Annotated in this window: 18 protein-coding genes and 1 pseudogene; 17 read left to right on the top strand and 2 right to left on the bottom strand. The window is 50.7% G+C overall.

What is annotated here, in order from left to right; genetic code table 11:
- The first annotated feature begins 228 nt into the window (after positions 1-228).
- The 12 genes and pseudogenes from dapB (at position 229) to G7K71_RS10740 (ending at position 12,802) form a co-directional block, all read left to right on the top strand.
- Positions 229-1,029, top strand: a complete 801-nt coding sequence (dapB, locus tag G7K71_RS10690; RefSeq protein ID WP_013823565.1) for a 4-hydroxy-tetrahydrodipicolinate reductase — start codon at positions 229-231, stop codon at positions 1,027-1,029.
- Positions 1,030-1,107: 78 nt separating this feature from the next.
- Complete coding sequence (gene dpsA / locus G7K71_RS10695) at positions 1,108-1,992, top strand: dipicolinate synthase subunit DpsA (protein ID WP_013823564.1); 885 nt, start codon at positions 1,108-1,110, stop codon at positions 1,990-1,992.
- Positions 1,993-2,022: 30 nt separating this feature from the next.
- A complete protein-coding gene (locus G7K71_RS10700) occupies positions 2,023-2,610 on the top strand; it encodes a dipicolinate synthase subunit B (RefSeq protein WP_013823563.1) in 588 nt (195 codons plus the stop codon).
- A 162-nt stretch (positions 2,611-2,772) separates the two neighbouring features.
- A complete protein-coding gene (locus G7K71_RS10705; protein ID WP_013823562.1) occupies positions 2,773-3,789 on the top strand; it encodes an aspartate-semialdehyde dehydrogenase in 1,017 nt (338 codons plus the stop codon).
- A complete protein-coding gene (dapG, locus tag G7K71_RS10710; protein WP_013823561.1) occupies positions 3,790-5,016 on the top strand; it encodes an aspartate kinase in 1,227 nt (408 codons plus the stop codon).
- Positions 5,017-5,066: 50 nt separating this feature from the next.
- A complete protein-coding gene (dapA, locus tag G7K71_RS10715; protein ID WP_013823560.1) occupies positions 5,067-5,951 on the top strand; it encodes a 4-hydroxy-tetrahydrodipicolinate synthase in 885 nt (294 codons plus the stop codon).
- A 608-nt stretch (positions 5,952-6,559) separates the two neighbouring features.
- A complete protein-coding gene (locus tag G7K71_RS10720) occupies positions 6,560-8,224 on the top strand; it encodes a ribonuclease J (protein ID WP_013823559.1) in 1,665 nt (554 codons plus the stop codon).
- A 119-nt stretch (positions 8,225-8,343) separates the two neighbouring features.
- Positions 8,344-8,577 carry an AbrB/MazE/SpoVT family DNA-binding domain-containing protein gene (locus G7K71_RS10725; protein WP_166346130.1) on the top strand — a complete coding sequence of 78 codons (234 nt, stop codon included), beginning with the start codon at positions 8,344-8,346 and terminating at the stop codon, positions 8,575-8,577.
- Entirely contained in the window at positions 8,574-8,915 is a 342-nt protein-coding gene (gene mazF, locus G7K71_RS10730; RefSeq protein ID WP_313884959.1) for an endoribonuclease MazF, read from the top strand. Before G7K71_RS10725 ends, mazF begins: the two co-directional genes overlap by 4 nt.
- A 377-nt stretch (positions 8,916-9,292) precedes the next feature.
- A pseudogene (locus tag G7K71_RS19440) lies at positions 9,293-9,505 on the top strand (ISLre2 family transposase); the annotation flags it as partial.
- A gap of 500 nt (positions 9,506-10,005) precedes the next feature.
- The gene (locus G7K71_RS10735) at positions 10,006-11,370 is read left to right on the top strand and encodes a short-chain fatty acid transporter (protein ID WP_166346133.1); all 1,365 of its coding nucleotides are present in this window, start codon (positions 10,006-10,008) and stop codon (positions 11,368-11,370) included.
- A 58-nt stretch (positions 11,371-11,428) separates the two neighbouring features.
- Positions 11,429-12,802 (top strand): TIGR00366 family protein, encoded by a 1,374-nt coding sequence (locus G7K71_RS10740; protein WP_166346136.1) that lies wholly within the window; start codon positions 11,429-11,431, stop codon positions 12,800-12,802.
- Between the two features lie 772 nt (positions 12,803-13,574).
- On the opposite strand, the gene G7K71_RS19445 is transcribed toward G7K71_RS10740, so the two are convergent.
- Both G7K71_RS19445 and G7K71_RS19450 read right to left on the bottom strand, forming a co-directional pair.
- Entirely contained in the window at positions 13,575-14,075 is a 501-nt protein-coding gene (locus G7K71_RS19445; protein WP_243174830.1) for an integrase core domain-containing protein, read from the bottom strand.
- Entirely contained in the window at positions 14,014-14,511 is a 498-nt protein-coding gene (locus tag G7K71_RS19450) for a helix-turn-helix domain-containing protein (RefSeq protein ID WP_243174832.1), read from the bottom strand. The genes G7K71_RS19445 and G7K71_RS19450 overlap by 62 nt, the downstream gene beginning before the upstream one ends.
- A gap of 313 nt (positions 14,512-14,824) precedes the next feature.
- Here G7K71_RS19450 and G7K71_RS10750 point away from each other — a divergent pair, with 313 nt between their 5' ends.
- The 5 genes from G7K71_RS10750 to G7K71_RS10770 form a co-directional block, all read left to right on the top strand.
- Positions 14,825-15,652 carry an SDR family NAD(P)-dependent oxidoreductase gene (locus tag G7K71_RS10750; protein ID WP_013823557.1) on the top strand — a complete coding sequence of 276 codons (828 nt, stop codon included), beginning with the start codon at positions 14,825-14,827 and terminating at the stop codon, positions 15,650-15,652.
- Positions 15,653-15,749: 97 nt separating this feature from the next.
- Positions 15,750-18,239 carry a glycyl radical protein gene (locus G7K71_RS10755; protein ID WP_166346139.1) on the top strand — a complete coding sequence of 830 codons (2,490 nt, stop codon included), beginning with the start codon at positions 15,750-15,752 and terminating at the stop codon, positions 18,237-18,239.
- Positions 18,240-18,353: 114 nt separating this feature from the next.
- Positions 18,354-19,295 (top strand): glycyl-radical enzyme activating protein, encoded by a 942-nt coding sequence (locus G7K71_RS10760; protein WP_013823555.1) that lies wholly within the window; start codon positions 18,354-18,356, stop codon positions 19,293-19,295.
- Positions 19,296-19,431: 136 nt separating this feature from the next.
- Positions 19,432-20,145 (top strand): GntR family transcriptional regulator, encoded by a 714-nt coding sequence (locus G7K71_RS10765; RefSeq protein ID WP_166346142.1) that lies wholly within the window; start codon positions 19,432-19,434, stop codon positions 20,143-20,145.
- Positions 20,146-20,372: 227 nt separating this feature from the next.
- The coding region (locus G7K71_RS10770) for an ATP-dependent Clp protease proteolytic subunit (protein WP_313884960.1) at positions 20,373-20,836 on the top strand (464 nt) is incomplete at its 3' end.

Here is a 20,836-nt window from a genome sequence, read left to right on the forward strand (position 1 = left end):
GCAGGGATGCAAGACCATCTTGTAGAAAGGAAAATGAGAGCATGGTGACCCGTTGTGGAAGAACCGGGTCATTTATGCAAGTTATAAGGCAGGTCAACCATTTTATCTTGACATTGGCCGGGTTATGTGGTTTAAATTTTAACAAACAACAGAAGGGAGGAAACTGGTTTTGCCGGGATTGGGGACGGGAAGCATCCCTGTCCCCCAAAGCGTAAACCGGGTTTAACATTGATCAGAGTTGTCGTAACGGGTGCGTGCGGCCGGATGGGTCGGGAAGTCTTGAAGACCGTGTGGCAGGCTGAGGATATGGTCCTGGTGGGAGCAGTGGATGTGCGGGGAGAAGGCCAGGATGTGGGCCCCCTGTGGGGTGCTCCGGAGGTGGGGGTAACCCTGCAGGGGGATCTGGAAAAGGTGCTGGCGGAAACCCGCCCCGACGTAATGGTCGACTTTACCACCCCCGACGTGGTGGCGGAGAATATCAAGACGGCCCTCCGTCACCGCGTGCGTCCGGTGGTGGGTACCACCGGAATGAGTAGCAGGGAACTGGAAGAAATCCGTGCCCTGGCCGAAGAACTCAAGTTGGGTTGCGTGATTGCCCCCAACTTTGCCATCGGGGCAGTTTTGATGATCCGTTTTGCCGCTGAAGCGGCCAGGTACCTGCCCCATGTGGAAATCATTGAATTGCACCACGATCAAAAGCTGGATGCCCCTTCGGGTACCGCCATCAAAACTGCCGAAGTAGTGGCTGCTGCGCGGGGAGATTTCCGCCAGGGTTTGCCCACGGAAGTGGAAAAAATCCCTGGTGCCCGTGGCGGCTCTTTTGACGGGGGTATCCGTATCCATAGTGTGCGCCTGCCAGGGTTGGTGGCCCATCAGGAAGTCATCTTCGGCGGCCTGGGGCAAACCTTGAGCATCAGGCACGACTCCATTTCCCGGGAATCCTTTATGCCCGGTGTGCTGTTAGCTATTCGCCGGGTGATGCATCTGGAAGGAGTGGTATACGGACTGGAGAACCTGCTTTTCGAATAACCCATGACAAGCACCTCCCCTTTCGGCCCCTCATATATTGGTGGTAAATACGAGAAGCCCAAGGAGGGTTTGCCGGCCATGCAGCCAGATCTGCACGGGATGACATTGGCCGTACTTGGCGGTGATGCCAGGGAGAAGATCCTGGTTGAACGGCTGGCAGTATTAGGGGCACACCTGAAAGTAGTAGGATTACCAGTTGAGGGGAAGAATATCACTCCCTGTGGGGAAATCGCCCGGGCCCTGGCCGGAGCTAACGCTTTGATCTTGCCCGTGCCCGGGATCGACAACCAGGGCCGCATTCACACGGCATACCTGGAGCAGCCGCTGGTTTTACTGGAGGAACACCTGACCTTGTTAGTCCCTGGCTCGCCGGTATTGGTAGGCATGGCCAGGCCAAAGCTCAAGGAAATGACGGCCCGGGCAAACCTCCGTCTAATTGAGCTAATGGAAATAGATGAAGTAGCCATATTAAATTCCATTCCTTCCGCGGAAGGGGCTATCCAGGTGGCCATGGAGAAGCTGCCCATCACTATTCACGGCAGTAACTCCGTTGTGCTGGGTTTTGGGCGGACCGGTACCACTCTGGCCCGCATGTTGCATGCCCTGGGGGCCCGCACCGTGGTGGTAGCCCGTAATCCTTCCCAGCGGGCCAGGGCCTTTGAGATGGGGCTGGGAACTGCCGATTTACCTGGACTTCCGACCGTAGCATCAGAGGCGGACGTTATTTTCAATACCATACCGGCCCTGGTGCTAGACGAGCGGGTCCTTTTGCGGGTACGGCCCGGCACTTTAATTCTAGATCTGGCTTCTTCCCCCGGCGGCACCGATTTTGAGGTTGCCCGACGGCTTGGTATTACTGCCCTTTTGCTTCCCGGATTACCCGGCAGGGTGGCACCGCAGACCGCCGGGGAAATCCTGGCCAGGGTTGTTCCCAGGCTGCTGGCCGAACAATTGGCCCTCTAGCTTTCGGCTCTCTAGGCGGAGGTGCTAGTCATGCGTTTGAAAGATATACGGGTGGGTTTTGCCGTTACCGGTTCCCACTGTACTCTGGATGAAGTGATGGTCCAGGTCGAGAACCTGGTCAGGGAAGGTGCTGTTGTTTACCCCATCATCAGCGCGGTGGTGGATGGCACCGATACCAAATATGGCCCGGCTCAGAAGTGGAAGGATCTTCTGGGGAAAATCACCGGTCGTGCGCCCATAAACAGCATTACAGGGGCTGAACCCATCGGGCCGGGCAAGCTTTTAGACGTGCTGGTGGTGGCACCGTGTACAGGGAACACGCTTGCCAAGCTGGCCAACGGTATTACTGACGGCCCGGTGTTGATGGCCATCAAAGCTCACCTGCGCAACCTGCGTCCCGTGGTTCTGGCCATTTCCACCAACGACGGGTTGAGCATGAACGCCAAGAATCTGGGCTTGCTTTTAAATACCAAGAATATTTACCTGGTTCCCTTTGGCCAGGACAATCCCCTTGAGAAACCCAATTCCCTGAAGGCAAAGATGGACCTCATTATTGATACAGTTCTTCTTGCCCTGGAGGGAAAGCAGATACAGCCTGTGCTCGTGAATGTGTCGTGATGACTGGTTACGGGGGTAGCCAAAGAAAGATTTTTTCACATGAGGCCCGTACCTGAACCGAGCGGGCCGGTTTTTTGATTTTAAAGTGGACGTGCCATTTAATGGTGTCAGGCCCAATAAAAACAATTTTCGGTGCTTGTTTCCGAAAGGAGGAATTTTTCTTTGTACAATATAGTGGTTGTTGGTGCCTCCGGCGCGGTGGGGCAGGAAATTTTAAAGGTACTGGAAGAAAGAAACTTTCCCGTGGGAGAACTGAAACTGTGCGCCACCAGCCGTTCGGCCGGAAAGCAAATGGTCTTCCGGGGCAGGACTTACACAGTCCAGGAAACCAGTGTTGACTCCTTTGCCGGTATGGATATCGCCCTTTTTGCCGGCGGGGCCGCCAGTAAAGAGTTCGGCCCGGCGGCAGTAGAACAGGGCTGTGTGGTGATTGACAACAGCAGCAATTTCCGGCTGGATCCCAGGGTTCCCCTGGTGGTGCCCGAGGTGAATCCGGAAGATGTGAAGTGGCACCAGGGGATTATTGCCAACCCGAATTGTTCCACAATCATCATGGTAGTTCCTTTAAAAGCAATTAAAGATGTGGCGGGAATCAAGCGGGTGGTGGTTTCCACCTATCAAGCCGTTTCCGGTGCCGGTATGGAGGCTATCGAAGAGCTCACCGCCCAAACCCGGGCCGTCCTGGACGGCGGCGATTACCCGCCCAAAGTTTTTCCTTATCAAATAGCTTTTAACCTCATTCCCCACATTGATGTATTTCAGGAGATGGACTATACTAAAGAAGAGTGGAAGATGGTAAAGGAAACCCGCAAGATTCTCCATGACGACCAGCTGGCCATTACGGCTACTACGGTACGGGTTCCGGTTTACCGCAGCCATTCCGAATCGGTCAATGTGGAAACCATAGAAAAACTGACCGCCCAGAAGGCCAGGGAGGTGCTGGCCGGTTTCCCGGGTGTCGTTGTCCTGGATAACCCGGTCCGGAATGAATATCCCATGCCCCTTTTCTGTTCCCACCGGGATGAAGTCTTTGTAGGCCGCATCCGGGAGGATAACTCCGTGGAGCGGGGGCTTAACCTCTGGGTGGTGGCAGATCAGCTGCGCAAAGGTGCAGCCACCAATGCGGTGCAAATTGCTGAATTGTTGATTAAATACCGTTGTCTTCGGGGGAGGCAGTAAATGAAGTTTTTAGTGCAAAAATTTGGTGGTACATCCGTAGCCACGCCACAAGGGCGGGAGATGGTGGCTGCCAAGGTGGTGGCGGCAAAGGAAGAGGGTTATATGCCGGTAGTGGTCGTTTCGGCCATGGGGCGCAATGGTGATCCCTATGCTACCGATACCCTGATCAATATGGTCAAGCAAATCAACCGCAATGTTTCTCCCCGGGAAATGGATTTGTTGATGTCCTGTGGCGAGATTATTTCCGGTGTGGTGATGGTGGCCACCCTGGAAAAAATGGGTTACCCGGCAGTTTTTCTTACCGGTGCCCAGGCCGGGATTATTACCGATAACAGCTTTACCGAGGCAAGAATCCTGCGGGTTAAACCCGAGGCCGTCTTAAAATACGCCCGGGAGGGCAAGATAGTGGTAGTGGCCGGTTTCCAAGGGATCAGTGAGGAAGGCGAGATTACCACCCTGGGCCGGGGAGGTAGCGACACCACCGCTGCAGCCCTGGGAGTGGCCCTTAATGCCGAATATGTTGATATTTATACCGATGTGGATGGGATTATGACTGCCGATCCCCGCATCGTAAGCGATGCCGTGGCCAGAGAGATGGTCACCTACGACGAAATCTGCCAGCTGGCCCATGAAGGAGCCAAGGTGGTGCATCCCAGGGCGGTGGAAATTGTGATGCAAAAGAACATTCCCCTGCGAGTGAAATCTACTTTTAGCGATGCCCCCGGTACACTGGTGACCAGTTCCGGTGAAGTATATAAGGGAACCATTGATATAACCAGGGACCGGACGATTACGGGTATCACCCAGATTCCCAACGTAGTCCAGTTTAAAGTAAACACAAAGGGAGGTCCGGAAGGTTTAAAAGAGCAACGCCGGTTGTTTAAAGGCCTGGCCCTGGCAGGTATTAGCCTTGATTTTATCAACGTTTATCCTGACCAGGTGGTATTTACCGTTAAGGAGGAGGTTGCCGAGAAAGCCGCCCAGGTGCTGGAAAACACAGGTTTTGTCGCGGAGATTATACCGGGTTGTGCCAAAGTAGCGGCCGTGGGTGCCGGCATGACCGGTGTTCCCGGGGTGATGGCCTCAATTGTGGATGCCCTGACCAAAGAAAATATTCCTATTTTGCAGTCCAGCGATTCCCACACTACCATCTGGGTATTGGTCAGGCAGGAGGATATGGAAAGGGCTGTGCGGGCACTGCATCGTCAGTTTATCAGTGGCGCATAGGTAGTGGGTAAAGCGGTACGCCTTAATACGGAAGAAGGAAGGTGAATATTTTGGCCGTTGATTTTGGGCGTGTGCTCACCGCTATGGTGACGCCCTTTGGTAAGGATCTGGCGGTGGATTTCCAGCAAGCCAGAAAACTGGCCCGTTATCTGGTACAATCCGGTTCCGATGGACTGGTAGTGTGTGGTACTACCGGTGAGTCTCCCACCCTGACCAAGGACGAGAAGATTGAGCTCTTCCGGGTGGTGGTGGAAGAGGTTGGCGGGCAGGCTACGGTAATTGCCGGAACCGGGAGCTACAACACTGCCGAGAGTATCACCCTCACCCAGATGGCCGAAAAGGTGGGCGTGGACGGCGTAATGCTCGTGGCGCCTTATTACAACAAGCCGTCCCAGGACGGGTTATATGAGCATTTTAAGGCCATTGCCAACAGTACCAATCTTCCGGTAATGCTTTACAACATTCCCGGCCGGACGGGAGTCAACGTTCTCCCGGCAACGGTGGCCCGGCTGGCCCAAATCGAAAACATTGTAGCAATCAAAGAAGCATCCGGCAGCCTGGACCAGGTCAGTGAATTGCGCCGGTCCCTACCCGATGATTTTGCCATTTACAGCGGTGATGATTCCCTGACCCTGCCCATGATGGCTTTAGGGGCTAAGGGTGTGGTCAGCGTTTGCTCCCATGTGGTGGGACTGCGGATTAAGGAAATGGTCAATGCCTTTACGGCCGGAAACACGACCCTGGCCACGCAGATTCACCTGGAACTTTTCCCGGTTTTCAAGACCATGTTCATCACTACCAACCCGGTGCCCATAAAAGCAGCCCTCAATTTGCTGGGCTATCAGGTGGGGGCGCCCCGTTTGCCCCTGGTCGAAGCTACGGCCCAGGAAAAGGAAACCATTAAAAACGTGCTGGCCAGCTTGAAGTTGATTTGACTCTCCGGCCGGGACGTCTCTTACGTTAGAACGGGCGGAGGCGGTGCGGGGATTGCCATGGGGCGGTCGTCGCTAAGGAGCATGGAGCGGCGAGGGACGACCGCCTCCGTAAATATAAATATTCAGTAGAACCGTTATGACAAGGGTGCGGTGCTGTCGGCGCGAAGCACTGGAGTGAGCGAGGACCCAGCACTCACCGTGGCACTGGCTCTTCCCAAAACCGGATGTGTTAATTAGACCTGAAACACCGGGAACAAAGTCATATTTGGGTGAGTGCTGGGCAGCACCCAACCGGGTTCACTGAATATTTACTCCGCCCAACTGGTTATGCGACAGTATCTATTAAGAGCGTTTATGTGGGCAGTTATGGCCCATTTTTTTATCGAGTTTATAAGGGGGCAGGCTTTCTGGCAATTATTTTATTAGGCCAGGACGGCAGCGGCCCTTGTATAGCGGGAGGGAATCCAGTATAATTAGCATCGGGATTTAATTGAGTTGCCAACAAAACTACGTTAACAACGGAATATTTTCCCCGCCTTCTCCTGTTTTTTCTCACCGGGAACTTGTGACTTAGTGATTTTTTGAAAAACAGGTTAGGAGGTGCGTTTTTGGCCAAGGAACCAAGACTGGCTCTGATCCCCCTCGGGGGACTTGGTGAGATCGGGAAAAACATGATGGCGGTGAGATTCGGGGAAAATATTCTGGTTATAGACTGCGGTTTAATGTTTCCGGAGGAAGAGATGTTGGGGATCGACGTGGTGATCCCCGATATCACTTATCTCCTGGAAAATAAAGATGCTGTGCGCGGTATAGTGCTTACCCACGGACACGAGGATCACATCGGTGCCCTGCCTTATGTACTTAAGCAGTTGAACGTGCCCATCTACGGGACCAGGCTTACCCTGGGTTTGCTCCAGGGTAAGCTTAAGGAACAAGGATTGGCCGGCGAGGCAAATTTGCAGGTGGTTAAGCCCCGGGATACGGTGACGATCGGTCCTTTTAAGGTAGAATTTATCCGGGTGTCCCACAGTATTCCTGATGCGGTAGCCGTGGCCGTTCACACGCCGGTGGGAGTTATTGTGCACACCGGGGACTTTAAAATCGATCAAACCCCGGTGGACGGAGAGGTTACCGACTTTTATCGTTTCGCCCAATTAGGGGAACGGGGCGTGCTGGTGTTGCTGTCTGACAGCACCAACGTGGAGCGGCCCGGCTATACCATGTCGGAACGGGTTGTTGGGGCCACCTTTGATGAGACCTTCCGGCAGGCTAAAGAACGTATTATTGTAGCCTCCTTTGCTTCCAATGTGCACCGCTTGCAGCAGGCCATTACCACCGCCCACCGTTACGACCGCAAGGTGGCGGTGATTGGCCGCAGCATGATTAATGTGATCAATATAGCCCACGAACTGGGTTACCTTCATATTCCCGAGGGAACCCTGGTAGAACTAGAAGAGGCCAACCGTCTACCTAAAAATAAAGTGGTCTTCTTGTGTACGGGCAGCCAGGGTGAGCCCATGTCAGCTCTTACCAGGATGGCCCTGGGGGATCACCGGCAGGTGGAAATTCTTCCCGGTGATACCATCATTATTTCCGCCATTCCCATTCCAGGCAACGAAAAGCTGGTGGCGCGGATTATCGATCAACTGTTCAAGCAGGGTGCCCATGTTATCTATGAGGCGGTTTCAGGCATTCATGTGAGCGGCCACCCCAGCCAGGAAGAACTTAAACTGATGATCAACCTGGTCAAGCCCCGGTTTTTCGTGCCGGTGCATGGTGAGTACCGCATGTTGATCAAACATGCGGATCTGGCCCGCAGTATGGGTATTCCAGCGGAAAATATTTTTGTGGCTGAAAACGGCCAGGTGCTGGAGTTTACCCGGCGTTCCGGTCGTATTGCCGGGCGGGTAACGGCCGGGCGCGTGCTGGTGGATGGTTTGGGCGTGGGTGATGTGGGTAACATTGTACTGCGGGACCGCAGGCAGCTTTCCCAGGACGGGATCCTGATCGTGGTCGTGACCATCAATCGCGAATTGGGCCAGGTTATGGCCGGGCCGGATATTGTTTCCAGGGGCTTTGTTTATGTGCGGGAATCCGAGCAATTGATGGAAGAAGCCCGGCAAAGGGTCAAGGAGGCCCTGGAAAAATGCAACGATCGGGGTCTTTCGGAATGGGCGGCTATTAAGGCACAGGTAAGAGACGTGTTAGGGAAGTTCCTCTATGAAAAAACAAGGAGAAGGCCCATGATTTTACCCATCATCATGGAAGTATGATCACCGAATCATAAAGGGCCGGAAAGCCGTGGAACAAAGGCCTTCCGGCTTATTTACTTACTTGAATTTTATTTTTAGAATGTATATACTATGTATAAACATTGAAGGGAGGGATAGATATGCAATCCCGCGTTACAAAGTGGGGGAACAGTCTGGGCATCCGCATTCCCAGAACACTCGCGGAAAAAATTGGTCTGAGAGAGGGTACGCCGGTTGATTTTGAAATTAAAGACAATGCTATTATAATTCGCCGCAAACGTTACAGCCTGGAAATGCTTCTGTCCCAGGTTACCCCCCAGAACGTCCATCACGAAATTAGTACCGGGTATCCGGTTGGGCGTGAAATCTGGTGAGATCCGAAGTTTACGTTCCCAACCGCGGAGATGTTGTTTGGCTCCGGTTTAATCCCCAGGTTGGGCATGAACAGGCCGGTACACGACCGGCATTGGTTTTGTCCCCCAAACTATATAACAGGAAGGTCGGTTTGGCCTTAATGTGCCCTATAGCTTCAAAGACAAAAGGTTATCCTTTTGAGGTGCCATTACCTGACGAGTTAAATGTCTCCGGCGTAATTCTAGCAGATCAGATTAAGAGCCTCGATTGGCGGGCGCGGAAGGCAGAATTTTTCTGTAAGGTTCCCGAAGAAGTAGTAGCGGAAGTCCAGGCTAAAATTAATGTGTTGATTTTTTGAAACGGTCAGTTGGAAGCGAACCCCGCGTGGATTATCACGCGGGGTTTTCGTCCGTGTTAAGATCCAGTAGGCATCTCCACAAAAATTTTTCCCATTATGAGACATCACCTCTCAAAACCCTAGCTTCAAGGCAGCTGCCTTGACATCCACCCTGCGGGTGGTCAAATAAGCGCACCGGCGGGGCGGCTCCGGTAAACATGCAACTATTTTTACTGACGGATTTTACCCTGACAATATCACAGACGGCTTCACAACTTTTTTGTCGGCTAGTTGACAAAGATAGACTAGTTATTTTATAATATGAATAACTGATACGTACGACACTACGTAATGTTGTCAGGACAAGGAAGTACCAGGTTATTTTCACGTTTAATGTTTTATTTAACATGTGCTTATTATGGCCGATGAAACACGAAAAGCTGAGGGAATTAGCGTAGTTAAAGCCAGAGGTAAAACAAAAAGCCGGGGATGTGGAAAAATGGTTGCAGGCGACTTTATCGGCATTAAAAGGGCCTTTTGCCGACCGGCTGTGGATTAAGTATGTTTTACGGGAACTCGCCCGGCCAGATTTTGCTGCCCTTATTTGCTAACCTGTTCCTTGGTGAGCTCGAGAGGGCTTAAAAGGCAGCGCCATTAGGGGAGCCTTGACAGCCGGGGTCCCCGCAGGTGGTATAGTGGTTTTTCGACGGGGTGGTGTATTATTGATACCTGTTCCCCGGAGCCGCCCCGTCGTGGGTTTGTCTGACCACATCCGGGGTAGATGTCAAGGCCGTTGCCGTGAAGCCAATGTTTTTGAGCGGTGAGGTCTCATAACTCATGGGCTTCATATTAAATTTTGAGCAAATATCTTTTTATTTTCTCGTAGCTTGTGATTATTAATACAAGTACATACGTATTGGAAAATGTTAAATGTGGTGTTCGGCCAGAAAAGAGCTGAAAAGAAGGATTTAACAAAGCTTTTCTTTTTATTTTGCTTAAAGCTTTTATTCCTGGGGCCGGACCAAACATAAAGGAGGTGTTGCCCCCAAAAGTTATACTTCATATATAATCCACATTAAAAACAGTGTTAAAAAGAAAGGAGAAGGGATTAATGACTGTAGTGATTCGGAATATGGGTAATTTTTTCTCCCTGGTCGTTCAAAGATATCTGCCCGATGCTTTTATATTTTGTATACTACTGACATTTGTAGCTATGCTTGGAGGTATTTTTTTAGGTGGCAAAACTCCTTTGGAGGTATTTAAGTTCTGGGGTGATGGTTTTTGGGGGATGTTAACTTTTTCAATGCAGTCATCAATGGCTTTGATGACTGGCTACGCCCTTTCTTCCGCACCTCTCTTTAGGAAGGGTTTGTCAAAAATCGCGCGTTTGCCGAAAAATTTCGGACAAGCTGTGTTGCTTGCTACGACTGGTTCTTTCCTGCTATGGTACTTCCACTGGGGAGTAGGCGCTGTTGCTACCGGTCTCCTCTGCAGGGAAATTACAAGGCAAATGGCCAAAAAAGGCGTTAAGATGCACTACCCTCTTTTAGTAGCATCTTCGTATATCGGTTCCGGTACCTGGCACTTGGGTATATCCGGGGCCAGCCAGTTGTTGTTAGCCACAGAAGGTCACTTCCTTGAAGGTCTGGTGGGTGTAATACCCGTTTCCCAGACCATTTACGCGCCCTCGACCCTGATCATGTCATTGGCCCTTCTTATAGTTATTCCAATTATCACTTACTTTATGATTCCAGAGGAAAAGGATTTTAAAGAGCCTCCGGCTTCCCTTATCAAGATGATGGAAAAAGAGGCGGAAGCCGAAGGAAGCATTCAGCACAACGGCCGGAAAACCCTGGGGGAAGTCTTGAACAACTCCATCTTGGTTTCTATGTTTGCTGGGGTTGCCGGCTTGATATTCCTCTATTATTGGTTTGCAAAGTGGAACGGTGCCTTTGACTTGAATATTTTTATAGTCATTATGTTGGTATTGAGCATAATCCTGCATTACAGGCCTTCAAGTTTTTATAATTGCATGAAAGAAGGCGTGCGGGTGGCCGCGCCGATCTTCCTGCAGTTTCAGTTTTACGGCGGGATTATGGGGATTATGGTAAGTTCCGGTCTGGTTGCCATCATAGCTAACTGGTTTACCAGTTTTTCTACACCTTTTACATTTTCCTGGTTTGCATATATTGCTGCCGGTTTGGTTAACATGTTTGTTCCTTCCGGCGGAGGACAGTGGACCGTGCAGGGCGAGATTATTATGCGGTCGGCTTTAGACTTGGGAGTCTCCCCCGCTCAGGCTGTTACTGCTTTTGCTTGCGGTGACGGTTGGACAAACTTGATTCAGCCGTTCTGGGCCTTGCCGCTTCTTGGCTTTGCCGGATTGAGCATACGGGATATTATGGGCTATGCGACAGTCGTTTTTATCTTCGTATTTATCATCATGTCGGCAGGCATCCTGTTTTTGCCCTGGTAAAGGGCAGTGAAAAATGGGTTGTTTAATTATAAACTGACGTTAGATGGAGGAGGCACTAATGACTGGTAGTAACTTAAATTTAAATATTGAGACCGGTAAAAATAATAGTGCCGCAGGATGGCAGGAAAAACTGGGGCTAGTTTTCCCCAACCCGGGAACTTTGATTTTCCTATTGACAGCGGTAGTGTTAATTTTAAGCGTTTTTATAACGGGCAAGCCTTTTGCGGAAAACATAAAGGCATGGGGTAAAGGGTTTATCGGGCTGTATCCTTTTTGCATGGAGATTATACTGCTCTTTCTGACCGGGTACGCGTTGGCGGTTACGCCGCTTTTTAAGAGGATGATCAGGCCACTGGCCGAAGCGCCGCAATCTTCCGCCCAGGCAGCAATATATCTGTCAGTATTTTCCATTATATTCAGCTGGTTCAACTGGGGTTTGGGAACTGTTTGCGGTGTTCTACTTGCCCGTGAAACCGCCAAAAAGCTTAACCTTAAAGGAAAAATGGTAAGCTACCCCTTGCTTATCACCAGCGGCTGCGCGGGGCTGGTAGTTTGGGAAACAGGACTTTCCGGAGTCATACCACTCTATTTGGCTGAAAAAGGTCATTTCTTGGACCAAGCTTTTGGGTTGCTTCCGATCGGTCACACAGTGCTGTCGCCGGCCAACATTATTACTTCACTGGTGCTGTTAATTGCCATACCTTTTGCCTGTTACTTGCTGCACCCGAAGGAAGGAGCAGCCCTTACTGAAGAGCAGCTTGGTGCGGAGGGACTTGAAATTCCACATAATGAAAAGCTTCAGCCAAAAGTCCTGGCAGAACGGCTTGAGCGTTCAACCGTACTTAACTTGATTACCGGTCTAATCGCTTTGCTGTCTATGATCATGGTTTTTACCAGTGGTGGAAACTTAAACCTTAAAAATTATCTTTTTATTGTACTGATGTTAGGTATCGGTTTGCGCAAAGAACCCATGGACTACCCTCTTGATTTCAGTAATGGTACGAAATATTTATGGTTTGTTGCTCCCGTCCTGGTCATGTTTGCCGCACTGCAAGGCGTTATCACTATGACTGACGGGCTGGGGAATGCCATCGCCAACTGGCTGTCCGGGATTTCCTCAGCGAGCAGCTATCCCATAACCACTTTTGTAGTAGCGGCCCTTTCCAACCTGCTTGTGCCCATTACCGGTGCCCAGTGGATTTTAGAAGGCAGCTTCATCCTTGGCGGCGCCAAGACTCTGAATGCGTCTATGCCCGCCACGGTAATGGCTTTCGGCTACGGTGCCGCCTGGGCCAAGCTTATTCAAGTATTCTTTGTTCTACCCTGGCTCGGGATAACCGAAGTGCGGGTAAGAGAAGTAACAAAATATTTCAGCATTATTGCCCTGGTGTCACTGGCAGTATTCCTTGTGTCGCTTACTTTTATCTGGTAAAAGGGCATGGCTTCCTATGTTGGTGGAAATGGCAAGCGGGGCTAAACTTTAATTCGGTTTGTATAGAGATATAGCAGGGTTGCCCTGTTATATCTCTATCTTATAAGGAGAAATTTTATCTACGGTGGTGATTTTGAAGAACTGGTGCGACGACCATTTGGGGGGTCCTTTTGCCGACCGGCCGTGGATTAAGTATGTTTTACGGGAACTTGCCCGGCCAGATTTTGCTGCCCTTATTTGCTAACCTGTTCCCTGGTGAGCTCGAGAGGGTTTAAAAGGCAGCGCCGTTAGGGGAGCCTTGACAGCCGGGGTCCCCGCAGGTGGTATAGTGGTTTTTCGACGGGGTGGTGTATTATTGATACCTGTTCCCCGGAGCCGCCCCGTCGTGGGTTTGTCTGACCACATGCGGGGTGGATGTCAAGGCCGTTGCCGTAAAGCCAATGTTTTTGAGCGGTGAGGTCTCATAACGCAAAAAGTTTTTGTGGAGATACCTACTGGATCTTGACACGGACCTTTTTTGTCTGTTAGTTGACAAAGATAGACTGATTATTTTATAATGTGAATAACTGGTACGTACGACACTACGTAACGTTGTCTAAACAAGGAAGTACTAGGTTATTTTCACGTTTAATGTTTTATTTGAGTTAAGTTGGACATAATGAAAATGATTATCGCTCCCCTTTATGACATGGTCATGGTGAGTCTGATGAAGTTAACCTGATATGAGCACTACCGCCAGGAAAATCTTGAACGGCTCTTTGATGCTTATAACTTACGCAGCGTCTTTCGGTGCCGGTAGGCAGAGCTGATCCGGGTATGGTACGAAGAATGCTTGTGCCGGTGTCCGGCCCCTGGTGCGACGACCCTGGTGTGGACGCTCCCAGTTGTAATAGTGCAAATACTGGTTCAGGTCGGCTTGAAGCTCTTCTATGGAGGTATATCTTTTACGCCTCAAGGCCACCTGGAAAAATTCCTGGAACAGGGTCTGGATAAACCGTTCAGCGTAACCGTTGGTCCAGGGGTGTTTTACCTTGGTAGTTTTGTGCTTAATGCCCAGGATAAGGCATGTAGCACCATAGTAGTGCCCGTAGGTGGGTTCGGATGAGCCGTATTCCTTGCCGTTATCAGTCAGGACCCGCTGTAACTTAACACCCATGGATTGGTAATCGTGGTGGACGTAGCTTAGAAAATCAGCAGCGGAATCAGCCGTCTTATCGGTGTAGAGCCGTGCCCAACCATAGCTGCTGGCGCAGTCCACCCCAACCTGGGACATACACTTTTCCGATACCGGCCAGGCGACCGATAAGCTTCCCGTCCTGGCTCATCAGGTAACCTGGTACGGGGGCATGAACTTGCCGGTGTTGGTTGGCCTCCTTATCCAACTCCCAGGCCGTTTTCTCTTGTGGAGGCTGCAAAGAGTCAACCCACTTAAAACGTTTTTGCCTGGTATTGAGACCGTTCCGTTTGAGTACACCATATACGGCGGTTTCACCGACAATAATGCCGCCGTTTTCCGGCTTTCTCAGTTCAGCGCTGATTCTTTTCGGGCTGTAAGCAGGGTGTTCCTGGACAAAATCCAGAATGGCTTCCTCAATGTCTGGTGGGGTCTGATTAGGCCTGATGCCCGGTACACGTTCTTTATCATAAAGGCCGGCCTCACCCTGTTCCTCATACCTTTCTAAAAACTTGTAGAGGGTGGTATGAGACATGTGACATATTCTTGCTATTTCCCTGCGTGTGTAAACTTTTCCCTGATCAAGTTTTATGGCTTGCTTTTCTGCAGTGTAATGCTGTAGGATGAGTATACACAGCTGTTTCCCCTTATTTTGTTAATGTGGCAATTACCATTATAAGGGGAGCAATGTGTGTACTCAACCACCTGGGGCAAGCCTGGGTGGTTGTTTCATTCCCCAGTTAATCCCAATGTGTCAATCCATATCCAATCTTAACACAGGGTAACGGGAGGCGGCTGCCGTCCGGGTATTCGGGTGTTATATTGTGGAAAAAAGAGAGGGGATGGCTATGAAACTTAAGGATAAGGTAGCACTGATAACCGGGGGAACTGCCGGTCTGGGACGGGGAATTGCCCTGGCATTTGCCCGGGAAGGAGCCAAGGTGGCCATCAGCGGCAGAAATGAGGAGCGGCTGCAAAAGGTGGTGCAGGAGATAGAAGCTCTGGGCGCCGAAGCATTGGGGATCAGGGCGGATGTATCTTCCAGTCAGGAGGTAAAAAACATGTTCGCCCGGCTCCTGGAACGGTTCGGCACTATAGATATTCTGGTTAATAACGCCGGAATCTTCCGTTCCCATGAAGCCGGCGTGAAGGACAGAATGAGGCACCTGGATCTTGTAACCACCCCGGTTCCAAGGCACTCCCTGCAGATCACCCGCAACATGAGCGATGAGGAATGGCAACGCATGTTTGAAGTGAATGTCAACGGCGTTTTCTATTGCACCCGTGAGGCCCTCAAGATCATGGAGGATAAGGGCTATGGCAGAATCATTAATATTGCCTCAATAGCCGGGATTTCAGCCATGAGTTCCCACAGCCCCAACTATTCGGCTGCAAAAGGAGCCGTGGTGGCCTTTACCAAGTCTGTGGCCCACGAGGTGGCCGGTGCGGGTATATGTGTCAACTGCATTGCTCCCGGATATATCGAGACGGAAACCTTCATGCGGGGAATTAACCAAATGTCCCCTGAGAGAAGAAACCGTCTCATGCAGTGGATCCCTGTGGGTAGGATAGGCAAGATAGAAGAATATGCTTCCCTGGCCGTTTACCTGGCTTCCGATGATGCCGGCTACATGATTGGCCAGGTAATCAGCCCCAACGGTGGTCTTTATATCTAAAAAATAGCTTTTAAAAAATGACAGGTGTAGCCCGCATCCCGGTCGCTGGAAGGTAAATTCATCAAAGACTTTTAATATAAAAAAGGGGGAATTCTTCATGTCCTGTTGTACGGTTCTCACGCCACAGGAAGAAAGAATCTATAAAGAACAAACCGGCACGCTGGACTATAAGCAGATGCAAAAGGGCAGGGAAAGGGTTTATAAAATATTGAATGACATCCGGCATACCGTTCCCTGGATCAGTGTGGACAGGGCCCGCCTGTTTACCGAATCCTTTAAAGAAACCGAAGGACAGCCCATTGTACTCAGGTGGGCTAAAGCATTAAAACATATCGTGGAAAACATACCTGTTTACATTGGGGAAAATGATCTGATCGTGGGGCGGGCGGACGGCCGACCGGGGAGGCACGGGCTGATCTACCCGGAACTGGACGGCAGCTTCCTGGACAAGGCCATCGACCGTTTAACCACCGGCAGGACATCCTACCGGATTACGGAAGAAGATGTGCGGGTGATCAAAGAAGAAATAGCGCCATACTGGAAAGGCAGAACGTTTCACGAACTTCTTTATGCTGCTCTGCCCGAGGAAACAAGGAAGTTAATCTTTGACTCTGAGAATATCTTTATACAAAGATACGTGGTGACCCAGACGGCCAGCATTCGTAATTCGCTGCAGTGGGTTCATGATTACGAGAAAGTGTTAAAAAGAGGCTTCGGAGATTTAAAGAGAGAAGCCGAAGAGAAACTGGCCGCTCTGGACCCGCTCAATCCGAAGGACACGGTGGAAAAGAAGCCCTTCTTGGAAGCGGCCATCATGGCCTGCGAGGCAGTAATTACCTTCGCTAAACGATACGCGCAACTGGCCGCCAGCATGGCCGAAAAGGAAAAAGACGAGCAGAGGAAAAGCGAGCTACTGGAGATCGCCCGTGTCTGCCAGTGGGTACCGGAAAATCCGGCCCGCACTTTCCATGAAGCCGTGCAATCGGTATGGCTCACCCAGGTAGTTTCCAGACTGGAGCAGTGCATTGGCGCTGTGGTCGGAAATGGGCGCATGGATCAGTATTTATATCCTTACTACAAAAAGGATCTGGAGGAGGGACGTATTACCGAGGAAGGGGCGCTGGAATTACTGGAGCATCTCTGGGTGAACATGGCTCAGTTCGTTAACCTGAAAGTATCGCCGGCCGGGGCAGCCTTTACCGAGGGCTATTCCCACTGGGAAGCGCTAACCATTGGCGGTAAGACCCGGGACGGGCGCGATGCCACTAATGAGCTGTCCTATCTTATCCTGCGGTCCAAACGGGAGTTTCCGCTAAATTATCCCGACCTGGCGGCCAGAATACACGCCCAGAGCCCGGACAAATTCCTTTATGAAGTCAGTGAAACTATTAAAGAGGGATCAGGCTTCCCCAAACTCCTTAATGACGAAGAGATCATCCCCCTACTGCTGGCCAAAGGCGCCTCTATTGAAGAGGCAAACGATTACTGCGCCTCCGGCTGCAGTGAAGTGCGCATGGTGAACCGGGATACTTATACCAGCCCCTGCGCCTGGGTGAACCTGGGGGCTGTGCTGGAAATGGCCCTCAACGACGGCAAAATAAAGGCCTTTAACAATGAGCAGGTGGGGCCCAGGACGGGTGATCCCCGAAACTTTGGCACTTTTGATGAACTCTGGCAGGCCTATTTGAAACAGCAGGAATTTGTCTTAAAACATACCTTTATCCAGCAGTATGTGGTAGATACTTTAAGACCTAAATATTTTGCTGCTCCTATGGCTTCAGTATTACACGACCTGTGCATGAAGGAATGTAAAGACCTTCACTCTGGTGACATACCGGGCGGTATCAGCCTGGGCTTTTACGATTTAATTGGTTACGGTACAGTGATCGACTCCCTGGCAGCCATTAAAAAGCTGGTATACGACGACAAAAAGATTACCATGGCTGAACTGCTGGAGGCACTGGACAGCAACTTTGAGGGGAAAGAAGTTATCCGGCAAATGTGCCTGAACGCACCCAAATACGGCAACAATGATCCTTATGCCGATTCAATAGGCCGGGCCATTGAAGAACATGCATTAAGCTTCTCCAGGCGGTATCCCACAGCCTTTGGCGGAGAGCTGGATGTGCGGTACGTACCGGTTACAGCCCACATTCCCCTGGGGAAAATTGTAGGTGCCACTCCCAACGGAAGAAAGGCCGGCGAGGCTCTTTCGGACGGAGGTAGCCCGTCGCAAGGTGCCGATACAAAAGGGCCGACTGTAACACTGCTCTCCATAGCCGCCACCAAATGCATGGGAGCCAAAGAGCGCGCGGCTCGCCTGGTAAACCTGAAGCTAAACCCGGCATCAGTGGCCGGGGAAGAGGGAACCAGAAAGTTAATGTCCCTGATCCGGACGTTCTGTGATTTGAAGCTCTGGCATCTGCAGTTCAACGTTATCAACCGGGAAACCTTGCTGGCCGCCCAGAAGAATCCGGAAAAATACCGCAACCTGCTGGTACGGGTTGCCGGTTACAGCGCCTACTTCGTAGACCTCTCCCCGGAACTGCAAAACGAAATTATAGCTAGAACCGAACATACCTTTTAAAACCAGTGTTCCGGCACCCTGTTTGCCACCGATGGCATTAGTTTCCAGTTAGCGGTCCTGCTCATTTTGAGCAGGACCCGCACTCTTTATTTCCCAAAGAGGGGGTAGGATTTGATGGCCGACAGTTATTTTGCCGGGGAGCAGGCCGGCCTGATATTTAACATACAGCACTTCTCGGTTCACGATGGACCCGGAATAAGAACCATTGTTTTTTTAAAAGGATGCCCTTTGAAGTGCCGGTGGTGCGCCAATCCGGAGTCCCAGTCTGCGCAACCGGAACTGGCCTTTAATGAAAATAAATGTATCGGCACATCGGAGTGCCGTTTATGTTTGTCAGTCTGCGGTCATGACGCCATCCAGGAAGACCCGGAAACCCAAAAAGTGCGCATCGAACGCAGCCGGTGTACCGGTTGTGGAGAATGTGCCGCGGTCTGCCCCTCTAAGGCTCTGGAGATTTTTGGTAAATACATGAGTATTGCAGCAGTTCTGAAAGTTGTGGAAGAAGACAGTCCTTTTTATGCCCGGTCAGGCGGCGGGCTGACGTTAAGCGGCGGCGAACCATTGCTACAGGCGGGGTTTGCTGCGGCACTGCTCAAAGAAGCCCGTTCACGGGGTCTAACGACTGCGGTAGAAACTTGCGGCTACGCGGACTGGGAAAGCGTGGAGCAGGTGCTCTCCCGGGCCGATACTGTCTTTTACGATCTTAAATGCATGGATCCAAATAAGCACAAAAGATATACCGGAGTTTCCAATGCCAGGATATTGCAAAACTTAAAACAGCTAGCCGCCCATTTCCCCGGCAGGGAGCTAATTGTAAGGACACCGGTGATTCCGGGGTTTAACGATTCACCGGAAGATATACTGACCATCCTGGATTTTCTAAAGGGTATTCCTGGGGTGCGCTACGAACTTTTGCCCTATCACCGTTTCGGCGAATCCAAGTACCGCTATCTCGGTCGGGAATACCTGTTAAAAGGTGTCCAACCACCGTCAAAAGAGCAGATGAACTCCTTGAAGGAGCTGGTACAATCATTTATGAACACCAGGCTGTCTTGATAGGTTGTCAAACAGGAGAAGGCGTCTAACCCACGTCCTTGCAACTGTTAATTAAATTGCAGTTATGGTATAATTCCCTTGAAGCTGGCTCTGCCGTATTTTTCCGAAAAGAGGATCTTTAAAGGAGAGGTGACCAATGTCTTTAGATCACGACAGTCCAATCCCCCTGCACATACAGTTGAAAGAAATATTAAGAAGGGAAATAGAGCAGGGCAGTTATACAGAGAAAATTCCCAGTGAAAGGGAGCTGATGAGCAGGTTTTCCGTCAGCAGGACCACTGTTAGGGAAGCAGTATCGGCACTGGTGAGGGAAGGGATTCTGAAAAAGATCCACGGCAAGGGTACCTTCATTTCCCCGCAGCTCATTAATGAATGGCTGGGAACTATTAGAAGCTTTACCGAAACAATCAAGATGATGGGCATGAAACCGGGCATCCGGCTCCTTTACCACGGTGTAGAGTCACATTCTGAGATAGCATCCATCCTTGGGGTTGAAAAATATTATGCCATCGAAAGGTTACGTTTTGCCGACGATATGCCTGTTGCTATCGAACGCACTTATTACCCAATAGAAATAGGGATCAAGCTGGCAAATTTTGATCTGAACCATGTAACTTTATATGATGCTCTGGAATCCATCGGAATATTTCTTTACGAAGCTGAACAAAAGATTACAGCCGCACAGCCCACGGAGCAGGACGCACAACTGTTGGGTATCACCCCGGGGACAGGCGTGTTAGCAGCAGAGCGTTTATCCAGAGATAAACAGGGTAATATAGTAGAATACTTTTCAAGTATTTACCGGTCTGATAAATATGCTTTCTGGATAAAACTTTCCCGCAACCGGTGAAATGATGCGGTTGAAATTCTTTTTCCTAGCTTTCCGGGTAGCCACCATTCCCCCGGTTCGTCTTCCGGGTAATGGTATTTATAACTGCTCCGGCGGGGGAATATACAAGGGTTCAGGACTTTGGGTAAGACACGGGTTAGCCAGCCCGTGTTTATGTTTATATGTGTATTTTGTCCGTAACATAACCATACTAGAGAATAGAAAAACTAACGAGAGGATGGATAAGCGTGTCTGGTGATCAGAATATATGGGGTCACGAGGGAGAGTATCCCTGCACGCCCCCGGAAAACCCTCCGGGAGAGCCCAATACACCCCCCGCGCGGGAACCTGGTCACCCCGGGGCTTCTCCAGCACCCCAACGGGTCCAGGGGCGTACCAAGGAAAGCATGGAATCCATTAAAGAGCTGGGAGCCAGTCCCGTGCCCGAAGTTAAAAGCAACATTCACTGTTTAACTATTGTCGGCCAAATTGAAGGCCACCTGGTGTTGCCCCCCCAAAACAAGACTACCAAGTATGAACACCTCATCCCCCAACTGGTAGCCCTGGAGCAGAGCCCGGAGGTGGAAGGGGTGCTGGTAGTATTGAACACGGTAGGGGGAGATGTGGAAGCCGGCCTGGCTATTGCAGAAATGATTGCCAGCCTTTCCAAACCCACGGTATCTATCGTACTGGGTGGGGGACATAGCATCGG

Source organism: Desulfofundulus sp. TPOSR (assembly GCF_011393055.1).
GTDB classification, from domain to species: domain Bacteria; phylum Bacillota; class Desulfotomaculia; order Desulfotomaculales; family Desulfovirgulaceae; genus Desulfofundulus; species Desulfofundulus kuznetsovii.

Coding starts and splice junctions, on each gene's coding strand:
- G7K71_RS10725 (WP_166346130.1), top strand. CDS start 8,344: ATGCAATCCCGCGTTACAAAGTGGGGGAACAGTCTGGGCATCCGCATT.
- G7K71_RS10735 (WP_166346133.1), top strand. CDS start 10,006: ATGACTGTAGTGATTCGGAATATGGGTAATTTTTTCTCCCTGGTCGTT.
- G7K71_RS19450 (WP_243174832.1), bottom strand. CDS start 14,511: ATGTCTCATACCACCCTCTACAAGTTTTTAGAAAGGTATGAGGAACAG.
- G7K71_RS10755 (WP_166346139.1), top strand. CDS start 15,750: ATGTCCTGTTGTACGGTTCTCACGCCACAGGAAGAAAGAATCTATAAA.
- G7K71_RS10765 (WP_166346142.1), top strand. CDS start 19,432: ATGTCTTTAGATCACGACAGTCCAATCCCCCTGCACATACAGTTGAAA.
- G7K71_RS10760 (WP_013823555.1), top strand. CDS start 18,354: ATGGCCGACAGTTATTTTGCCGGGGAGCAGGCCGGCCTGATATTTAAC.
- G7K71_RS19445 (WP_243174830.1), bottom strand. CDS start 14,075: ATGTCCCAGGTTGGGGTGGACTGCGCCAGCAGCTATGGTTGGGCACGG.
- G7K71_RS10740 (WP_166346136.1), top strand. CDS start 11,429: ATGACTGGTAGTAACTTAAATTTAAATATTGAGACCGGTAAAAATAAT.
- G7K71_RS10750 (WP_013823557.1), top strand. CDS start 14,825: ATGAAACTTAAGGATAAGGTAGCACTGATAACCGGGGGAACTGCCGGT.
- dapG (WP_013823561.1), top strand. CDS start 3,790: ATGAAGTTTTTAGTGCAAAAATTTGGTGGTACATCCGTAGCCACGCCA.
- G7K71_RS10700 (WP_013823563.1), top strand. CDS start 2,023: ATGCGTTTGAAAGATATACGGGTGGGTTTTGCCGTTACCGGTTCCCAC.
- dpsA (WP_013823564.1), top strand. CDS start 1,108: ATGCAGCCAGATCTGCACGGGATGACATTGGCCGTACTTGGCGGTGAT.